Annotated in this window: 21 protein-coding genes; 12 read left to right on the forward strand and 9 right to left on the reverse strand. The window is 63.5% G+C overall.

Going from position 1 to position 17554, the window contains the following annotated elements; all coding sequences use genetic code 11:
- Positions 1–619 (reverse strand): O-methyltransferase (locus FB466_RS09405; protein ID WP_141917998.1); only part of this gene is annotated, 619 nt, incomplete at its 3' end.
- Positions 620–755: 136 nt separating this feature from the next.
- Here FB466_RS09405 and FB466_RS09410 point away from each other — a divergent pair.
- Entirely contained in the window at positions 756–1121 is a 366-nt protein-coding gene (locus FB466_RS09410; RefSeq protein WP_141916903.1) for a twin-arginine translocase TatA/TatE family subunit, read from the forward strand.
- A 114-nt stretch (positions 1122–1235) separates the two neighbouring features.
- Here FB466_RS09410 and FB466_RS09415 read toward each other — a convergent pair whose 3' ends face one another.
- From FB466_RS09415 to FB466_RS09425, 3 genes are read right to left on the reverse strand one after another with little or no spacing between them, the layout of a single operon-like run.
- Complete coding sequence (locus tag FB466_RS09415; RefSeq protein WP_141916901.1) at positions 1236–2411, reverse strand: Mrp/NBP35 family ATP-binding protein; 1176 nt, start codon at positions 2409–2411, stop codon at positions 1236–1238.
- Entirely contained in the window at positions 2401–2973 is a 573-nt protein-coding gene (locus FB466_RS09420; protein WP_141916899.1) for a DUF1003 domain-containing protein, read from the reverse strand. The genes FB466_RS09415 and FB466_RS09420 overlap by 11 nt, the downstream gene beginning before the upstream one ends.
- Positions 2970–4271 (reverse strand): magnesium transporter MgtE N-terminal domain-containing protein, encoded by a 1302-nt coding sequence (locus FB466_RS09425; protein ID WP_141916897.1) that lies wholly within the window; start codon positions 4269–4271, stop codon positions 2970–2972. The genes FB466_RS09420 and FB466_RS09425 overlap by 4 nt, the downstream gene beginning before the upstream one ends.
- A gap of 103 nt (positions 4272–4374) precedes the next feature.
- On the opposite strand from FB466_RS09425, the gene FB466_RS09430 reads away from it, so the two are divergent.
- Positions 4375–4872: a YflT domain-containing protein gene (locus FB466_RS09430; protein ID WP_141916894.1), complete on the forward strand. Its 498-nt coding sequence runs from the start codon at positions 4375–4377 to the stop codon at positions 4870–4872.
- Between the two features lie 71 nt (positions 4873–4943).
- Here the strand turns inward: FB466_RS09430 and FB466_RS09435 are convergent, their stop codons facing one another.
- Positions 4944–6374 (reverse strand): aminopeptidase P family protein, encoded by a 1431-nt coding sequence (locus tag FB466_RS09435; RefSeq protein ID WP_141916892.1) that lies wholly within the window; start codon positions 6372–6374, stop codon positions 4944–4946.
- Between the two features lie 25 nt (positions 6375–6399).
- Positions 6400–7392 (reverse strand): endonuclease/exonuclease/phosphatase family protein, encoded by a 993-nt coding sequence (locus tag FB466_RS09440; protein WP_141918001.1) that lies wholly within the window; start codon positions 7390–7392, stop codon positions 6400–6402.
- A gap of 89 nt (positions 7393–7481) precedes the next feature.
- Here FB466_RS09440 and FB466_RS09445 point away from each other — a divergent pair, with 89 nt between their 5' ends.
- The 9 genes from FB466_RS09445 (at position 7482) to FB466_RS09485 (ending at position 14570) form a co-directional block, all read left to right on the forward strand.
- A complete protein-coding gene (locus FB466_RS09445) occupies positions 7482–8336 on the forward strand; it encodes a PHP domain-containing protein (RefSeq protein WP_141918005.1) in 855 nt (284 codons plus the stop codon).
- 136 nt (positions 8337–8472) lie between these two features.
- Positions 8473–8808, forward strand: a complete 336-nt coding sequence (locus tag FB466_RS09450; protein WP_141918007.1) for a hypothetical protein — start codon at positions 8473–8475, stop codon at positions 8806–8808.
- Positions 8802–10118: a S8 family peptidase gene (locus tag FB466_RS09455; RefSeq protein WP_141918010.1), complete on the forward strand. Its 1317-nt coding sequence runs from the start codon at positions 8802–8804 to the stop codon at positions 10116–10118. The genes FB466_RS09450 and FB466_RS09455 overlap by 7 nt, the downstream gene beginning before the upstream one ends.
- The gene (locus FB466_RS09460; RefSeq protein WP_141918013.1) at positions 10105–11472 is read left to right on the forward strand and encodes a hypothetical protein; all 1368 of its coding nucleotides are present in this window, start codon (positions 10105–10107) and stop codon (positions 11470–11472) included. Before FB466_RS09455 ends, FB466_RS09460 begins: the two co-directional genes overlap by 14 nt.
- Entirely contained in the window at positions 11460–11750 is a 291-nt protein-coding gene (locus FB466_RS09465; protein WP_141918016.1) for a WXG100 family type VII secretion target, read from the forward strand. Before FB466_RS09460 ends, FB466_RS09465 begins: the two co-directional genes overlap by 13 nt.
- A complete protein-coding gene (locus FB466_RS09470) occupies positions 11738–12484 on the forward strand; it encodes a hypothetical protein (RefSeq protein WP_141918019.1) in 747 nt (248 codons plus the stop codon). Before FB466_RS09465 ends, FB466_RS09470 begins: the two co-directional genes overlap by 13 nt.
- Positions 12477–12794: a hypothetical protein gene (locus tag FB466_RS09475; protein WP_141918021.1), complete on the forward strand. Its 318-nt coding sequence runs from the start codon at positions 12477–12479 to the stop codon at positions 12792–12794. The genes FB466_RS09470 and FB466_RS09475 overlap by 8 nt, the downstream gene beginning before the upstream one ends.
- A 22-nt stretch (positions 12795–12816) precedes the next feature.
- Positions 12817–13581 carry a hypothetical protein gene (locus FB466_RS09480; protein ID WP_141918024.1) on the forward strand — a complete coding sequence of 255 codons (765 nt, stop codon included), beginning with the start codon at positions 12817–12819 and terminating at the stop codon, positions 13579–13581.
- Entirely contained in the window at positions 13578–14570 is a 993-nt protein-coding gene (locus tag FB466_RS09485) for a hypothetical protein (protein ID WP_141918027.1), read from the forward strand. Before FB466_RS09480 ends, FB466_RS09485 begins: the two co-directional genes overlap by 4 nt.
- Before the next feature lie 68 nt (positions 14571–14638).
- Here FB466_RS09485 and FB466_RS09490 read toward each other — a convergent pair whose 3' ends face one another.
- Positions 14639–16105 carry a DEAD/DEAH box helicase gene (locus FB466_RS09490; RefSeq protein WP_141918682.1) on the reverse strand — a complete coding sequence of 489 codons (1467 nt, stop codon included), beginning with the start codon at positions 16103–16105 and terminating at the stop codon, positions 14639–14641.
- Between the two features lie 166 nt (positions 16106–16271).
- On the opposite strand from FB466_RS09490, the gene FB466_RS09495 reads away from it, so the two are divergent.
- Complete coding sequence (locus FB466_RS09495) at positions 16272–16991, forward strand: ferritin-like fold-containing protein (protein WP_141918029.1); 720 nt, start codon at positions 16272–16274, stop codon at positions 16989–16991.
- A gap of 18 nt (positions 16992–17009) precedes the next feature.
- Here FB466_RS09495 and FB466_RS09500 read toward each other — a convergent pair whose 3' ends face one another.
- Positions 17010–17300, reverse strand: coding sequence for a hypothetical protein (locus FB466_RS09500; protein ID WP_141918032.1), 291 nt, complete (start codon positions 17298–17300; stop codon positions 17010–17012).
- Between the two features lie 2 nt (positions 17301–17302).
- The gene (locus FB466_RS09505; protein ID WP_141918035.1) at positions 17303–17527 is read right to left on the reverse strand and encodes a DUF3107 domain-containing protein; all 225 of its coding nucleotides are present in this window, start codon (positions 17525–17527) and stop codon (positions 17303–17305) included.
- Positions 17528–17554 lie beyond the last annotated feature (27 nt).

Consider the following 17554-nt stretch of genomic DNA (forward strand, 5'->3'; position numbering starts at 1 on the left):
GCGTGATGTGGAGGAGTCCGTCGCCGACCGGCAGGAGCGAGGTGACGACCGCCTCAGAGTCGGCGAGTTCGGCCATGAGCATCCGATAGTCCACCGAGAGCTGGTCCCGGGAGGCCGGATTAGCGACGCTGCCCTCCGCGAGGATGCGGGGTACCAACACGGTTCCTCCCGGGCGGACAAGGCGCAGGCTGTGTTCCACATACTCGAGCAGACGGTCGGGGTCCCCGTCGATCAAGACGATGTCGTAGCTGTTCTCGTTCATTCGGGGCAGCACATTCTCGGCGGGGCCATTGATGAATCTCACGCGTGTGTGTGCGATGTTGGCGTCGCTGAAGAGGGCCCGAGCGAGGCGGTGATACTCCGACTCCACATCAATTGTGGTGAGCGTGACGGCGGGGAAAGACGTCAGCATGCTCAGCCCACTGACGCCCAATCCCGTGCCGATCTCGGCAATGCTGTGTGATCCCGTCATCGCAACGACGCTGGCCAGGTGTGCGGCAGTGGCCCGGGAGACGGGATCAACGCCCATCTCAATCGAGAGTTTTCGCGCTTTTTCCAGGACCGGCGACTCCACGGGGTAGTCTTCGGCGAACTTCCAATTATTTTCGATCTGGGACACGCGATACTCCACGGTTGACTGGGCAATGCTCTTAGCGTATGTCGTGTGTGTGGATGCCCCGGTAAGGCGCGCTGAATCGTGAACGAAGACGACGACCGGGGTTGTGTCAGGGGCGCTGAGAAAAACGTATTACGCTATGGGGGTGGGACTCACGTTTGAAAAGCTTTTGGTGATCGGCGTCATCGCCGTTTTTCTGCTCGGTCCTGAGCGGTTGCCCATGTACACGGCCAAGCTCGCTCAGCTGATTAAGTCGCTACGAGATATGGCCAGCGGGGCTAAGGAACGCATGCGTGACGAGCTCGGTCCAGAGTTTGACGACGTGGATTGGAAGAAGCTTGATCCGCGGCAATACGACCCGCGGCGCATCATCCGGGACGCCCTGTTGGAGGACGACAGCCCCAGCGCGGCTCCCGCCAGTCCGCCGCCTCTGGAAGAAGATGAACCGCGCGGTGACAACGCTCGCGGTGGGCTCGTGTTTCACTACGACACCGAGGCTACCTAACGCGTTGCTACGGCCCTGAGCATCTTCCGGCTGACGTGTATTCCCCGTGGATGCGGACCCGGTGTGGACGCGGCCACACCGGACTGAGTGGTATTCCTCGGTGCACGGTGCCCCTCACCCGTGTGCGGTAGTGAAGGGCAACGACCGGCCGGCGAGGCCGCGCTGGCGCTGGCCGAGGACATCCGCGACCGTTTTGATGGCGTGTGCGGCTGGATCTTCCGGTGTGCTGATCACGAGAGGTTGTCCCGAGTCGCCGCCCTCGCGCAGAGCCACGCTCAGCGGGACGCTTGCGAGTAATGGAACCGCGTGCTGCTGCCCCGCCGAGAGCCTGCGGGCCACCTCCGCCCCGCCTCCCTCACCGAAGATACTGAGCCGCTGACCATCGGGAAGCTCAACCCCCGCCATATTCTCGACGACGCCGAGTACGGACTGCCCCGTCTGTCGGGCGACGATTCCGCTGCGCTCGGCCACCTCGGCAGCCGCAGGCTGCGGGGTCGTCACGACAAGTACCTCGGCCTGGGGGAGGAGCTGGCCGATCGAGATAGCCACATCCCCCGTGCCGGGGGGCAGATCGAGCAGTAACACATCGAGGTCGCCAAAGAACACGTCGGTGAGGAACTGCTGGATCGTTCGGTGAAGCATGGGGCCGCGCCAGGATACGGCGCGGGAGGCCGCATCGGTGCCCTCCAGAAACATCCCGATCGAAATGACCTTGACCCCGTGCGCGACGGGTGGCAGGATCATTTCGCCCACACGGGTGGGCGGCTGGGTGACGCCGTCGTGTACGAGACCGAGGATACCGGGGATCGAGAAACCAAAAACATCCGCGTCAATCAGCCCCACCGAGAGACCCCGGGTGGCCAATTCGACGGCCAGGTTGGCGGTGAGAGTGGACTTGCCCACGCCACCCTTGCCGCTCGTAACCGCGTAGACGCGGGTGAGGCTATCCGGGCCAAATTGGGCAGTCTGGGCACCCCGTCCGGCGCGCAGTCGCTCGGTGAGGGCGGAGCGCTCTGCGGGGGTCATTACCGTGATGGTGACCTCGTCCCGGGTAATACCGGGCACGCTCAGCACCGCCGCCCGCACGGCGCGCTCGATGCTGCGTGCGGCCGGGCAGCCCACAATCGTGAGTTTGATCACGACATGCGCGGTTTCATCCTCGACCTCAACCCGGCCCACCATGTCGAGATCGGTGATGGGTTTGCGGATTTCGGGGTCGATCACTGTGGCGAGGGCCGCGTGAAGACGCGCCACCGGATCGGACGAGGTGAGGTCGGGGCTAGCGGGCATGATGAACCGGTCCGCCCGCGGGTAAGCTGCCGGGAGCATCCGCACCGTTGGCGGACCCTTGGCTCTCATCCGCCTCCAGCTCGCGCAGAATCGTGCGCAGTTCTGCTCGGAGGAAATCCTTATCGGCGAGGTCTTGGATGGCCAGGCGCAGCGCGACAACCTCGCGTGCCAGGTACTCAGTGTCGGCGAGGGTTCGCTCGGCGCGCTGCCGATCCTGCTCCATCTGTACCCGGTCGCGGTCGTCCTGCCGATTCTGGGCGAGCAGGATCATGGGGGCCGCGTAGGAAGCCTGCAACGACAGGATCAGGGTGAGTGCGGTGAAGCCGAGCGCGGCAGAGTCGAAGCGTACTTGTTCGGGACTAAACGTGTTCCAGGTGAGCCAGGCGAGGCAGAAGAGAGTGAGGCCGACCAAAAACCAGGGGGTACCCATCGCGCGGGCGATACCCTCGGTCCAGCGACCAAAGGATTCGTTACCCGAGACATTACGCTGTGTCGAGCCGCGACGACGACCTGCCCGGACGGGTGAATCGAAGTTGTCATTGTTGCGGGAGAAACGGCTCATACGCGTTCACCCTCCTCTAGGGTGGGGTCAGATATGGTCGGGGTGGGGCCGGTATGCAGATCGTCGTCGGCCTCGTGGCTGCGCCAGTCATCTGGGAGAAGGTGATCGAGGACATCATCCACCGTGACGACCCCCACGAGACCGTCCTCGCCATTGACGACCGGGACGGATACCAGGTTATAGCTCGCCAGGATGCGCGTGACCTCGGCTGCTGAGGTATCTACCTGAACCTCCAGGCCCTCATCAAGGATGGAGCCGAGGCGCTCGTGCGGCGGGTAGCGCAGCATCCGCTGAAAGTGCACGATGCCCAAGAGCCTGCCCGTTGGTGTTTCGTAGGGCGGCAGCGTGACGCACACGGCTGCGGCCATCGCGGGGGCTAGCTCGTGCTTGCGGATCAGGGCGAGGGCCTCGGCAACAGTTGCCTCGGCCGAGAGCACGAGGGGGTCGGGGCTCATCAAGCCGCCGGCGGTGTCGTGACCGTAGGCGAGGAGCATTCGGACGTCCTCAGCCTCCTCCGGCTCCATGAGGGTCAGGAGATGCTCGCCCTCGTCCTCGGGGAGCTGGGCGATGAGGTCGGCTGCGTCATCCGCCTGCATATTGTCCAGAACATCGGCTGCACGGTTATCGCCCAGGGCGGCAAGAACCTCCAACTGGTCACTCTCGACCATCTCTTCGAGGACATCCGCCAGGCGGTTGTCGGGGAGCTCTCCCACGACGGCGAGCATCCGCTCGCGGGGAAGATCGAGCAGGGTATTAGCCAGGTCGGCCGGCTTTAAGTCGGAGTAGGTGGCGATCAGATGCTCCGCTGACTGGTTCTCGCCCGCGCGAATCTGCTCACGGACCTCCTGCCAGGTGGCAAACTCGGTGCTGCCCCGGCTGAAGGGCGATGCGCTGTGCTTCGGTCTACGTACAAAGAGTTGGCTCACCTCCCATGTTCCGGCACGGTTCTTTTCGACCGCAACATCCTCAACCACGGCATCCCCACTGCGGTTCACAAAGCTGACAGTGCGGCCGATCATCTCGGCGATCACGCGCACCTCGCCGCCGCGCTGCTCGAAGCGGCGGACGTTGATGAGGCCGGTCGTAATGACCTGGCCCGAGCCAATCGAGGTGATGCGCCCGATCGAGACAAAAACGCGCCGACGACCCGGGATTTCTACCACGAGCCCCACCACCCGAGGTGAGGAAGATTTTCGGTAGACCACAACCACATCGCGCACTCGACCCACACGATCACCGACCGGGTCAAATACGCCACAGCCTGCCAGCCTGCCCACGAATACTCTGGTTGAAGTCACACCACTAACTTACCCGGCCCTCGCCTCCGAGGCGGCCCGCATTCCCGCCGGAATCAGGGCAAATACTCGTTGCGCTCGCCGGGTCGCGTGACAGAATGGGGTGATGAGTACGCCTAGATCCCTGACCTCGCGCGGCGCGAATCGTTTTCCGACCATGCCCCGTGGCGAGGTGGCCGTGTCCTACGACACCTATCAGCAGGCACAGGAGGCGGTTGGCCACCTAGTGCACGCCGATTTTCCGCTCAACAACATCTCCATCGTGGGAGGCGATATCAAGAGTGTTGAACGCGTAACCGGTCGGATGAGCTACGGCCGGGTTGCGCTCCTGGGAGCTGTTTCCGGGTCTTACCTCGGTTTTTTCCTAGGTATTCTCTTTTTTCTTTTCCAACCGGAAAACTCCAGCATTGTCTCGGTTTTCTTTGCTCCTGTGATCATCTGTGCCGGGTTTGGGATGCTTTTTGGTGTGCTTTCCCACTCCCTCAACCGGAACCGCCGTGAGTACTCCTCGGTGATGCAACTGATTGCGTCGCGCTACGACGTGGTGGTTGATCCCGACCTGGTAAACAGGGCACGTAACGTGTTGCAGTCTCCGCCCCGTTGAAGAACTCCACCACGCCGAAGGGGCGGTCCCGAATGTTCGGATGGACCGCCCCTTCGGCGTTATCGTGACGGCTAGGACGCGTTGTGGCGCGCGATCCACGCCTCCACCTCATCCGCGGTACGAGGGATGTAGGCCGAGAGATTCTCCGCACCGGTTTCCGTGACGAGGATGTCGTCCTCAATCCGCACGCCGATGCCGCGGAATTCGGCCGGAACGGTGAGGTCATCGGGTTGGAAATAGAGACCCGGTTCGATTGTGAAGACCATACCGGCTTCGAGCGTTCCCTCAAGGTACAGGTCACGACGTGCCTGAGCGCAGTCGTGCACGTCGATGCCGAGGTGGTGGCTGGTGCCATGCACCATATATCGACGGTGGTACTGCACATCGCTACCCAGCGTATCCTCCAGGCTGACGGGGAGGAAACCCCATTCGGAGGTGTAGCGGGCGATAACGTTCATGGCCGTCGCGTGAATCTCGCGGAACTTGATGCCGGGGCGGACGACGGCCAGCGCGGCATCCGCTGCCTCGCGTACCGCCTCGTAGACCTGGCGCTGTGTGGGGCTGAACGTGCCGTTGATGGGCAGTGTGCGCGTGATGTCGGCGGTGTAGAGGCTGTCGAGCTCAACGCCCGCGTCGATCAGGATGAGATCCCCCGGGGTGACGGGGCCGTCGTTCCGGGTCCAGTGCAGGATGCACGCGTGCGAACCGCTCGCCGCGATTGTTTCGTAGCCTACCGCGTTGCCGTCGAGACGTGCGCGGTTGTGGAATGCGCCCTCGACGAGGCGCTCACCGCGGCTGTGATCCGTGATGCTTGGTAGCTGGGCGACGATGTCGTCGAAGCCGCGGGCCGTGGCGGCCACGGCATCCCGCATCTGCTGGATCTCGTAGGGGTCCTTCACCAGACGCAACTCGGAGAGATCCTGGAGGAGCTGAGTATCTGCGAGTGTCACATCGGCTTCGGTGGGTGCAAACTCTGCCAGAGCCAGAGTGGGGAGGCCGAGATCGGCCGAAACCTGCGTGAGAGAGGGGCGTGGGCCGATCCAGAACTCGCCGATCTCGGGGTTGGCGTAGAACTCGTCTGAGTCGCGGCCCGCGCGCTCACGGAAGTACAGGGTCACGTCGTGGCCCGTGGGCGTCGGCTCAAAAACCAGCACGGAACCCGGCTCGCTGTCGGTGGCCCATCCGGTCAGATGGCTAAAGGCCGAGTGCGCGCGGTACTCGTAGAACGTGTCGTTGGAGCGCTGCTTCATCTCGCCGGAGCGGATGACGAGCCGTTGACCGGGGTAGCGGCGGGAGAGCTCTGCGCGGCGGCGGGCAGCAAAGGGGGCCTGCTCGCGCAGCGGCGGTAAGGAATCCTCTCGGTCAGCCCAGTTGCTCATGATAAAGGAGGTGAACGCCTCCGAGGTGGGTGTGGTGGAGCGGTTGCTGTTGTCGATCACAACGGCCTCGTTGGCCTCTGCGACAAGGGCAGCGCTTTCTGCGGGTGTATTGCTGGTGGACATGCGTCTATTCTCTCATCGTTGACCGTTATCGGGCAGGGGTCAGGCGGGTGGTGAGGGGGCGGTGATCGGAGCCTGCTTCATCGTTGTCCGTGGTGATACTCACACCGACTGCGCGCCAGCTGGACGAGTAGAGCACGTGGTCAATGGGTGCTCCCAGGAGGCTCGGTACCGATGTGCTCCAGGTGCCGAGGGCGGCCGCGCCTGTGAACTGGGCGGCGTCCGAGCATCCGAGGTCAGCGGGGAAGTGATCTACCGTGGCGTTAAAATCGCCCGCGAGGATCACATTGGGCTGATCGCATAGTCGCTCAACCCATCCGAGGTCGTCACGCCAATCCCCCATGTGGGTGCTCACCGGCGGGGTTGTGTGTACCGCCACAAATGTGGGTCTCGTGGCGTCGCCGTCGGGTACCGCAACGAGGGAGGGGAGCAGCGTGGTGTCGCCGAGAGCGTGAGTCACGCTGTAGTCGCCGAGACTGGTTGCGAGGAGCAAGCTTGTCGAGTGGATGGGGGAGGAAGCCAAATTGGAGACTGAGTGCACGGTCATCGCGGGCCCGCCTGCCGCGAGGATCTGGGCCGCAACCAGGTGTGCTCTGGTCTGTGTCGTCTCGGGCAGGGACAGCACATCCACCCCGTTGGCTGTCGCAAAAGCAGCGATTTTTTCGGCGGGGACGGCGTCGCCAAGAGTGTTCCAGGCAGCGACGGTCAGCGTGTTATCGGTATCCGGTGTCAGGCTGTCACTACCCGTCCCTCGCGTAGCAAGGACGGCCGTGTTGGCCACGCAGTAGAGCACCAGCACAACGACCAGACCGGACAAGAATCCGCGCGCTGGGCGGATCACAATGGCTAACAGTAGGACAACTACGATGAGCACCGCGGCGGTGGCAATACCTGCGCCGCGCACGGAGACCAGCTGGGCAAAGGGAAACACGGTGTGAAGGTGTGCGACCTGGGGCCACGTAGCGAGGGTGGCCGCGACAAAGAGTGCGATCAGGGATATGGCATAGATGAGTCGGCCCATGGCAGTGACAGCCTAGGCGAGCAAGCTGATTATTCGCCGATGCGGGTGGGCTCGCCTGTCGTGGCGTGGGTCGGGCTAGCATGGGGAGCATGGCACCACAGACGTTGTTAGACGACGGTAGATACGATCTGCACACCCACTCGGTGGTGTCCGACGGCACGCTTACGCCCGCTGAGATCGTAGATGAGGCGGCCGACCTGGGGCTTGCCGGGATCGCGCTGACTGACCATGACACCACCGGGGGCTGGCTCCAGGCGGCCCAGCGAGCCGCAGACCGGGGGCTATCGTTTGTGCCGGGCATGGAACTTACCACCAAGACAAACGGCCTCGCGGTGCACCTTCTCGGATACTATATTGATCCGACTTACCCACCGCTGCGTGAGGTGACTGATCGCATTCGCGGGGATCGAGACCGGCGTGCCCGCGCCATGGTCCAACTGCTCTCGGACGATATCGCCTTCACCTGGGACGATGTGCTGAACGTCATGGCCGACGGCGCAACTGTGGGTCGCCCGCACATCGCCGACGCCCTTGTGAGCCGCGGCTTCTACGCGGACCGGGGTGCTGCATTCGCCGATGTGTTGCACCCGGGGAGTAAGTATTATGTGCCCAACTACGCGGTTGAGACGGTTGATGGTGTTCGGTTGATTCGGGAGGCCGGCGGGGTGCCGATCCTAGCGCATCCGGCTGCCCAGCGCCAGCGGCGGGCGATTCCTGTCTCGGCCCTCGTCTCTCTGGCCGAGGCAGGATTGTACGGTATTGAGTTGGACCATCCGGAGAATCGCGCCGAATGGTTGCCGCCGCTACGGGTTGCCGCCACCGAACTGAGGCTCGCCGTGACCGGGGCCAGCGATTACCACGGCGCGGGTAAGGCCAATCGTTTGGGCCAGTGCACGACGGATGCTGAGGTCGTGCGGGCGCTCGCGGCAGAGGCTCATCTTTAACGGTTTTTATGCCTCAATAATTAGACACGTAATCATTTGTATTGTATTGTTTGTACCGTAAATGCTCTTGAGGGGCATGGGGGTGTTGCCGGGTCATCGGTGGCACCCCGTTGTGGTTTCTGGCGGAGGGCAATACATGACGAGTGTGCAGACAATATCAATCGACCCAGAGACGGTGAGTGAGCGTCTCCGGGAGCTCGGGGACGTTGCGGAGCAGCTCTCCGCGGTGCGCCACGGGATCGCGGTGCTCACAATTGGGGGTCCCGGCGCGGAGATCACCCCCCGCATCACGAGCGCGCTTCGGGCCGCCCGTGAAACGGTCGCCGCGGCAGCAGCGGGCGTGCAATCCCAACTGGCAGATATCGCGAGCGGCATCGAGGAGACCGTGCGGGAGCTCGGCACGCTCGATGAAGAGAATGCGCGCATCCTGGACGAATTGGCGGCCCAGGTGGAGGCGGGCACCGCGTGGTAGCGGCGGGTTCCGGGTCCGCACCGGTACTCAGGGGCTGGCTTCGGGCCGTGGCACTGTGCCTCGCGGTTGCCGCGTGTAGCGCGGGGCAGACGATGCCAGCCGCCGCCGACGACTCCCGGGCGGGTCTCTGGTACTTCGACGACTTTGGCGTGGCGGACGCGCACCGGGACGGTCACCGTGGGCAGGGCATCCGGGTGGCGGTGCTCGACTCGCCGATTAACGCGGATGCCCCCGGGTTGGGCGGTGCCGACCTGCGGGTGCACCCCGAAGGCTACTGCGACGAGCCGGATAGTCCGGGCACTCGGATGTCGGCCGTGAGTACCTCCTCCGTCGCGCAGCACGGCACCACTATGGCGCTGTTGCTCGCGGGGGACGGCACGGTGGGGGCGGGTATCGCCGGGGTTGCCCCTGAGGCGACGGTACTTTACTACCCGGTCTCCTATCGATACCCCGATCTGACGGCGTGGGGAGAGGATGACATCCTCTGCTACCGGGACGGCACCTTGGAGACGGAGAACCTGGCCTACATCGCTGAGGCCCTCGACCAGGCGGTGGCCGATGGCGCCCGCATCATCTCGATCTCGCTTGCCCTGTACTCGACGCCGGAGGTGATTGCCGCGGTCACCCGTGCGGAGCGGGCCGGAGTCATTGTGGTCGCAGGGTTGGGTAATGAGATTAACGAGGCTGCCGGTCTGGAATCCCTGAACGGGGTGGTGGTCGTGCAAGCCATGAATTCTGTGGGAGCGCTTCAGGAATCCAACCCCTACGCTGATGAGAGCCCCGATGTCGTCGGGCCTGGTTTAGATGTGCGGGGGATTGATAGTGATTGGACCTCCCCCGCACTGGGGAGCGGAACCTCGAACGCCACCGCGATTGTGTCCGGGTTTCTCGCTGTGCTGGCCTCCGCCTACCCGGAAGCCACGGGTAGCCAGCTCATTCAGTCCCTCGTCCGGCATGCGACTCCTGGCGATCCCCCCAGCGGTGCGGTTTCGGCCGACCGCTGGGGTCACGGGGTGGTGTCACTGACCGGGATGCTGAGCGAAGATCCGGGTCGCTACCCGGAGGTGAACCCACTCATCTCCTTTGCGGAGGGGGCTAGACCCTCGGCGGCGCAATTGGGGGCTGCGGCGGACAGCTCGGCGACTCCGGAGGCTGCGGCCTTCACCCCCGAGACCACCGATTCTCCCGGGGGCACCGCTGGCCTCATTCTTGCGGCCGCGGCCGGGGTTGTGGCCGCAGCACTGGTCGGAGGAGCCGCCTACATTCTGATCCGCTATCGACGACGAGGAGGCACCCGTGGGGCCCAGTGAACAGAAACTACACGCGGTCGTGGCCGCGGAGCCGTTCCACACGTATGAGGAGTTGCGGCGACTCACCGAGTTGAGTGAGTCCGTTGAGCTGTGTGCGTCTCGACTGAAACGGGTGGCGAGTGATCCCGGGTGGACCGGAATCTCGGCGCAGCGCGCGGCCGAGAAGTGCGAGCATGATGCCCGTCGGACTTTTGTGGGGGCAGACAGCATTCGTATTGTGGTCAGCCGCATTAGCGAGGCCAACCGGTCTCTTGAGCGAGCCAAGACCGCGGCGGGGAACCTGCCGCCCGCCTCGCTTGACGACTCGGAGTTTTCGGTCGCTCGCGGAACGGGGTCGCTCTGGATCCCCGGTGTGGGGAAGACACCCCTGGTTCCCGATTCGGTGGAAAGCCTCACCGGGGTGGAGGCTCTTCTTGCCATTGCCCGGGAGGCTGAGGCAACGCGGATACTGCGGGTTCTTGACGTTGAGACGGCGGCAGCGGGGGATCTGATGGTTCGCGCGCTTGAAGGTTTATCTCATCTGGAGGATCGTAAACGGAATACTACGACGGCACGGGTCGTCCTGGGGTCAACGGCTCCGGTACACAGCGCAGCCGCGACTCCGGGCGGCGGACAGGCAGGGCGATTGGGCGCTGGTGACGAGGTATCCGCACCTGTCTTACCAGCCCCGCATACTCCCGGCGCTTCTGGCGTCGGGCCGAGCGTTCAACCGCCCGTGAGAGTGGGCGATAGCCCCGGTCTGCCGGTTGTGGTGGCTCCGCCGGGAGGCCGCGGTATCGTGCCGCTCCCGGTTGAGTGGGTGCCGTCGGTGGACGGCAGCGGTCCGGGACAGACCGAGACGCCCGGCCATACGGGCCTCCCGGGAACCGGTGGAACCCGAGAGGGCGGGGTAGGTGGAACTTCGGGGCTGGGAGTCTCCGGAGGTCGAGTAGGTACCGGCGGGGGGATGAGTACGGCTCTGGGTGCCGTTGCCAGCCTCGGCGGGGGTGCCGTCGCCGGTTCCGCGCTGCGGGGTGGGGCCGCTGGTGTGGCAGCCTTGGGTGGCGGAACATCCGGTGCTGTTTCTGGCGCTTCTGCCGTGACGCCACCCACCTCGGGCGGGGGTGCTCGACCCGGTGGCACCATGATGGCCCCACCGCCCGGCAGTCCCGCCTCACTCGCGGAATCACGTCGAAAGAGTCTCGGCCTGCGCGCCGTACGTCTGGACGACCCGGATGCCGAGCCGCCGTCGCGGCGTGAGAGTTACGGCACGGCTGGCTCGCGGATTCCCGACGATACCCCTGTTGTTCAGGCACCACCACAACCCACCCCCTCCGAACGCAGAATGCAGAGGTTTTTATCATGGCTGAACTGACCGTCAACAATGAGGCGCTCGACGCGCTCTCCCGCGGAATGGCGCGGGCAACCCGTGAGATCCGTGAGATTCTGGCTGCACTGGATGTCGCCGTGTCCACCCTGCGTGCCGAGTGGACGGGAGCCGCCTCCGACGCCTATGACCGGGCCCAGCGGGACTGGACCTGCGAGTTGGCTGCGATGAACGACACGCTCGAGCGGCTCTCTGATCGGGTGGAGAACGCCAACCAAAACTACCAGGAGACTGAGCGCTCCAATATCCGCATGTGGAGATCCTGATGTCGGATGCGCTGGCCCCTGTGCTCGATCAGGCTCGCAACCGGATCGCCCCCCTCACTGCCCTCAGCCGCCGGATTGCGGCGGATGCGCTACCCGTTGAGGCGACCGCCTGGGGCGAGGATGACACTGGTTGCGCGCGGGTTGAGCTGAGTTCCACCGGCACTGTCCTGTCTGTGCTGATTACGTCGACGTGGGATCGCTCCGTGCACTGGAGCTCCCTCGGCGATGCCGTTCTCCAGGCCCACTCTCGTGCGACCCACGTCCTGTGGGCGGTGCGCGAGGAGCGGATCGAGGAGAATGCCGCGGCGGGTCGGGATGAGCTGGTTGCCGAGTCTGCGGAAGCCCATGTCATCATCCCGGCGGCACCAGCTTCCTCGGAGGCCCTGTCTGCCTCCCGCTGGGAGATGTACCGGGCTGCGCGGGAGGCGATGAGTGCGTACCGCAGCGGATTGTTGCGTGCGGGGGCGGAGCGGCGCACCATCATCGACCCCGGGGAGATCGTCACGGCAACGGCCGTGGGTGGTTCCCTCGCGAGTCTGGAGTATGAGGAATATCGAGTCAAATTTGCCGATGTCCAGCAGATTGGTGCGGCGACGTGCCGGGTGATGAATCGTGTGGCCGCGCACGCTGAGGAGGCGGTTGCCTGGACGCGAAGCGAGGTCCCCGCGATTGCGTCCTGGCTGGAGATGCAGCGCGAAACCGAGACAGATGAAAGCGAGCGATACAATGGCTGACCTAGATTTTAGCGTTCTCCTGGAGGACCTCACAAAGGACGGAAATCGCTGGGAGCAGATGGGGGCCGATCTGGCGGGCACCTACCAGAAAGTGCTGACCCTCTGTGCCCTGGGAACCCATGTGCTTGACGGGGTCTCGTTTGCTCAGGGGTTCAAAGGCTCCTACGACCAGCACTATCAGGAGTATCTGACCTTCTTTCAGGAGGGGGTAACCTATCTCGTCTCCCTGAAACTAAAGCTCGATTCCACACGGGCGGCCTACGAGGCCAGCGATGAGTACCAGCAGTGGCAGGCCGAGACCGGTCACTAGACAAGAGAACAGGGCACTAACGATGAGTGATACAAGTACAATCCAGCTGAGCCCGGAAGACATCGACGAGATGTTTCGTGGGGCCAGGGATATGGTAGGCGACGTGCAACGCTGCATTGATCGCTTTAACGGCGTCAACCTCGTGGAATTAGGGGCCATGTCGATCACCTTTTCGACGGAAACCATTGCGAACGGGCTCAGGACGCTGAGTGATGCTGTCGTGGGTATTGTGGACTTCCTCACCCAGTTGCTCTCTCCGGGGAACCCCTGGAAACTGATGGAGATGGCGACAAGCTGGATGACCATCGTGGGCGAGGTGAGCGGGCATATTTCTGTCGTGGATCCCCCGGTTGGTTTTGGTGCCGTCGCCTCCTGGGAGGGGTATGTCGGCCACGCCTATCGAGACCTTCCCGCGCTGCAGGCGGCAGCCCTGCGGCGACTGAAAGAACGCGCTGAGTCGTTCAGTACTCTGGTGGGTGATCATGCCACTGCTGTCGCTGCTTTTTGGGGCGGCATCTGTAGCACTGTGCTGATGTCTCAGATCACTCTCGCTCAGAATGCCGCGGAATTTGTCTCGGCGGATCCGTTCAAGTGGCTCGATATCGTGCCACATATTGCGAAAGTTGTGTCGGACTCCCTGAAAGATCTTGTCGGGCTGGGGGACGTGTATCTGAACCATGTTCTTACGACGGCAGAAATATGGCGCACTTTTAGTCTTGACCTGGCGGATCAGGAGGGTACTTTCCAGGGTTCCTGGCCCCAGATTTCTCTGGGGGAGCCCTCGTGAGGCTGCGGCACATTGGCCGGGCAGCGCTTGTACTCGGCCTGGCCGGTCTGCTGAGCGGGGGGGTGAGTGGGTGTCTCGGGAACACCTCTGAGAGCGATGCCGCGGCGGCCGTGACAGAGTTTTTCGACCGCCTCGGGGAGGGCGATGCCGAGGGGGCCGTCGCCCTCTTTGATGACGAGCTGGTTGATCCGGTGGCCTGTCCTGCGCTGCTGACCAACGCAGCGTATGAAACGGTTCGTGATCGGCCCGTCAACGTGAGGATTCGCGGGGTGGAGGATGAGGGCTCCGGTTATTTCTCGGTGTCGGTGAGCTACCAGCTGGGTAAGGGGGGAGACACCGTTTCCGATACCGTGGACGTGGTGCAGAATCGTGAGCATGCTGACCGCTGGGAAATAAACTACCGTTTTATCGGTGAGCATTTTGTGACGATCAGCCCGAGGAGTATCTTCCTGGAGGATCGATTGACCGTTCAGGGCGTGTGCTCGTTGACCGCGAGTACCCATGCGTTGGAGGCATTCCCGGGCACATACACCGTAAAATACACCGATGCGCTCAAGCTGGGTGCGCCCGAATCGTTTGACCTCGCTCTCCGCGCCGAATTCGACTACACCGACCGCTCCTCCGTGCCCGACCCAGAGCTCTCTGCGGGCGGGCGAGAAGAAATTCTTGGTTTTCTTCAGCGGAGCGCCGAGCAGTGCGTGAGTGATCTCTTGGTGGGCCCGACGTGCCCGCCGTGGATGGACTGGCAGGAAGACGAACTGCCCCTTTCGGCTGCCCTCATCGGCGACCCCCTGTTGGGGTTGGATTCCCCTAACTACAGCGATCACCGCTGGGTTGTGGCCGCCAACGGCGAGACGGGAAAAGTTTTTTCCTACACCTACGAGAGTGCGGGCTCCGTGCGTACGAGGGAGGTCTCCGCGGGCTACTATGGTGCACTTGCCCGCGATGCCGACGGTGAACTCACCTTCGTGGACTGGCTCGCCGACTAACGTTCCCGTACACGACGGATGCCCGGCTCCGCACGATTGTGTGGAGCCGGGCATCCGTGAGTGATCGGTTACTCTCCGGAACTCTGCGGTGTGGCAGCCGAGGCTGCTCCCTCGGCTCCGGAGTGGTTGCGACGGCGGCGGCGGCGTGTACGGGGAGCGCCCTCGCCCCCACCCGTAGACTCGCCGCGCGGTGCCTCAGCGGTTGTGGTTGTGTCGATTGCGGCCACCCTGTCGGTGCTGCGGCGGCGCGAACCGTCCCGTGCAGCACTCTCGCGTCCTGAACTTTCGCGCCCCGAACCGCCGCGTTCGGAGCGCTCGCGCCCCGAACTGCTCCGTCCGCCGCGTTCGGAGCCGCGGCCCTCGGCGCGCGGTTCCCGTGGCGCGGCCGGCTTCAACCGACCCGTTACGCCCGTCGGAATGTTCAAATCGCTAAACAGGTGCGGTGATGACGAGTACGTCTCAGTGGGTTCGGGCTGACCAAATTCGAGAGCCTTGTTGATGAGGGCCCACTTGTGCAGGTCATCCCAATCCACAAAGGTGACGGCGATACCGGTCTTGCCGGCACGACCGGTGCGACCCGCGCGGTGCAGGTACGTCTTGTCGTCGTCCGGGATGGTGTGGTTGATGACGTGGGTCACATCGTCAACATCGATGCCGCGGGCGGCAACGTCGGTGGCAATGAGGACATCCTTCTTGCCCGCCTTGAACGCGGCCATCGCTCGCTCGCGCTGGTCCTGGTTGAGGTCGCCGTGCACGGCGGCGGCGTTGAAGCCGCGGTCGTTGAGCTCATCGACCAACTTGGCAGCGGCCCGTTTGGTGCGCGTGAAGATGACGGTCTTGCCGCGGCCCTCGGCCATCAGGATGCGGGCAATCACCTCGTCTTTGTCGAGCGAGTGCGCCCGATAGATTAGATGCTCGATATTGGCCTGGGTGAGGCCCTCGTCCGGGTCGGTGGCGCGGATATGGATGGGCTTGGTCATGAACCGGCGGGCAAGGGCGATAATCGGGCCGGGCATCGTGGCCGAGAACAGCATGGTGTGACGGTTCTCGGGGGTCTGCGAGAAGAGTCGCTCAATGTCGGAGAGGAAGCCGAGGTCAAGCATCTTGTCGGCCTCATCAAGAACCATTTCGCGCACATGTGCTAGGGAGAGAAGTCGCTGGCCTGCCAGGTCGAGGAGGCGGCCAGGGGTTCCCACCACAATCTGAGCCCCCGCTTTGAGCTGCTCGATCTGTCCCTCGTAGGCTTTACCGCCGTAGATGGACACGACGGTTGCCCCGCGGTTCGACGCAGCCAACTCGATGTCTTCAGTCACCTGGACGGCGAGTTCGCGGGTGGGGACCACGATGAGCGCCTGCACCCCGTGTTCTGGGTTGGCCCCGATGCGCTGGAGGAGCGGAAGGCCAAAGCCTAGAGTCTTACCGGTTCCGGTCTTGGCCTGGCCGATGATGTCCTGGCCGGTGAGAGCCAGCGGGATGGTCTGCTCCTGGATGGGAAAGGCATCACTAATGCCCTTGGTAGCGAGGGCATCAACCATGTCTTGTTCGATGCCGAGCTCGGAGAATGTAGTCACAAAAAGCCTGTTCGATTATGTTTCTGGCTACGCCATCTTGTCATCTCAGGCGTAGGGTGGTCGCTCCTATTGGCGTACCACATCTTTTACAGTGTAGTTCTATGCATAAAGACTTCGGTAAACTGGCCAGGTGTTTTCTTGGTTTCGCCGGCGGCGCTCAGCGCCCACAGAGGCGCGTCGTCTGCGGTCCCGTGAGGAATTAAGCGAATCGGCCAAGGTCGACCTTGCCGAGTTGGCACCGGGCGTCATCCCGTATCTGGGGCTTGTCGCCTACCTGGAGCTTGAGGTCTACCAGGCCACCTCCCGCGCCGCGGCCGATGCCCCCGATCTTGTGGCCAAAGAGATCCTCAGCAATGCCGCGGGTATGGCGTTGAATAAGCACCAGGAGTTCGCCGCCGAGATTCGTCGTCGGCACCGGGAACCGGCCGTCGTAATGCAGCCCTATGCCGCGGCGATTGACCGTTTTGTTGATCGCGTCACCCCGGCTAACTGGAACGAGTTGCTGCTGCTGGTCTACCTGTGTGGTGGACTCTTTGACGACTTCTTCTCGCAGCTGGCTCGCGGGGTCACGGATCCTTTCGGCGATACGGCGGCGGAGATCCTCAGTGGGGAGTCCGGACGGGCAGGGGTGGCCACCCTGCTGGAGCGTGCCATTCGGGAAAATCCTCGCACGGGTGATCGTTTGGCGCTGTGGGGTCGCCGTCTGGTGGGGGATTCGCTGCTCGTCGCCCGGGCATCCCTCGTTCTGAGCGATAACGAGGTCAACGACGAGAAGAAGATTGAGCCGGTCTTCACCGAGTTAATCTCGACCCACATCAAGCGTATGGACGGTTTGGGCCTCACCGCCTAGACGGTCTACACGGTGGTGTTATGAGCGCGACAGTTCCCGCAGCCGCAGTTCCGTCTTACGGGCTCGAATCCGTGGCAGCGTGAGGCTGAAGGTCACACAGACCAGGGCGGTGACGGTGAGCGTGATCGCCCAGATCCAGCCACCATCCCAGGCCAGGCCCAGGAGGGTGAGGCCCACCCACACCGCGGCGCTCACGGCGGCCCCGAGCGCCAACTGTACGACAACGCCGTAGGTCGCGCGTCCAGGCAGAGCGTAACGGGCCACCAGGCCGATCAGAATTCCCAGGAGCACAACAAAGATGAGTTCCATGACTAGCCAACAAATCCCACACGGCGCGAGGTATCGCTGCCGAGTTCAACGTAGGCGATGGTTGCGGTGGGAATCAGGAAAACCTTGCCTTTGCTATCAATGAGACGTAGCAGCGCAGAACCGGCGGAGAGAGCGGTTGTGATCGTCTCCTCAACCTGAGCAGCCGTCTCATTCGTTTCAAAACTAATTTCGCGGGGGGCGTTGATGATGCCAATTCGGATATCCACGTTAAAGAGACCTTTCGTCAGGGTGTA

Origin of the sequence: Klugiella xanthotipulae, assembly GCF_006716695.1 — a bacterium.
GTDB lineage: Bacteria > Actinomycetota > Actinomycetes > Actinomycetales > Microbacteriaceae > Klugiella > Klugiella xanthotipulae.

Bases quoted from the DNA above. Each gene is read 5' to 3' on its own strand.
- FB466_RS09475 (WP_141918021.1), top strand. From the start codon at position 12,477: ATGGCTGACCTAGATTTTAGCGTTCTCCTGGAGGACCTCACAAAGGAC.
- FB466_RS09500 (WP_141918032.1), bottom strand. From the start codon at position 17,300: ATGGAACTCATCTTTGTTGTGCTCCTGGGAATTCTGATCGGCCTGGTG.
- FB466_RS09440 (WP_141918001.1), bottom strand. From the start codon at position 7,392: ATGGGCCGACTCATCTATGCCATATCCCTGATCGCACTCTTTGTCGCG.
- FB466_RS09450 (WP_141918007.1), top strand. From the start codon at position 8,473: ATGACGAGTGTGCAGACAATATCAATCGACCCAGAGACGGTGAGTGAG.
- FB466_RS09415 (WP_141916901.1), bottom strand. From the start codon at position 2,411: ATGCCCGCTAGCCCCGACCTCACCTCGTCCGATCCGGTGGCGCGTCTT.
- FB466_RS09410 (WP_141916903.1), top strand. From the start codon at position 756: ATGGGGGTGGGACTCACGTTTGAAAAGCTTTTGGTGATCGGCGTCATC.
- FB466_RS09420 (WP_141916899.1), bottom strand. From the start codon at position 2,973: ATGAGCCGTTTCTCCCGCAACAATGACAACTTCGATTCACCCGTCCGG.
- FB466_RS09430 (WP_141916894.1), top strand. From the start codon at position 4,375: ATGAGTACGCCTAGATCCCTGACCTCGCGCGGCGCGAATCGTTTTCCG.
- FB466_RS09435 (WP_141916892.1), bottom strand. From the start codon at position 6,374: ATGTCCACCAGCAATACACCCGCAGAAAGCGCTGCCCTTGTCGCAGAG.
- FB466_RS09445 (WP_141918005.1), top strand. From the start codon at position 7,482: ATGGCACCACAGACGTTGTTAGACGACGGTAGATACGATCTGCACACC.
- FB466_RS09465 (WP_141918016.1), top strand. From the start codon at position 11,460: ATGGCTGAACTGACCGTCAACAATGAGGCGCTCGACGCGCTCTCCCGC.
- FB466_RS09490 (WP_141918682.1), bottom strand. From the start codon at position 16,105: ATGGTTGATGCCCTCGCTACCAAGGGCATTAGTGATGCCTTTCCCATC.
- FB466_RS09480 (WP_141918024.1), top strand. From the start codon at position 12,817: ATGAGTGATACAAGTACAATCCAGCTGAGCCCGGAAGACATCGACGAG.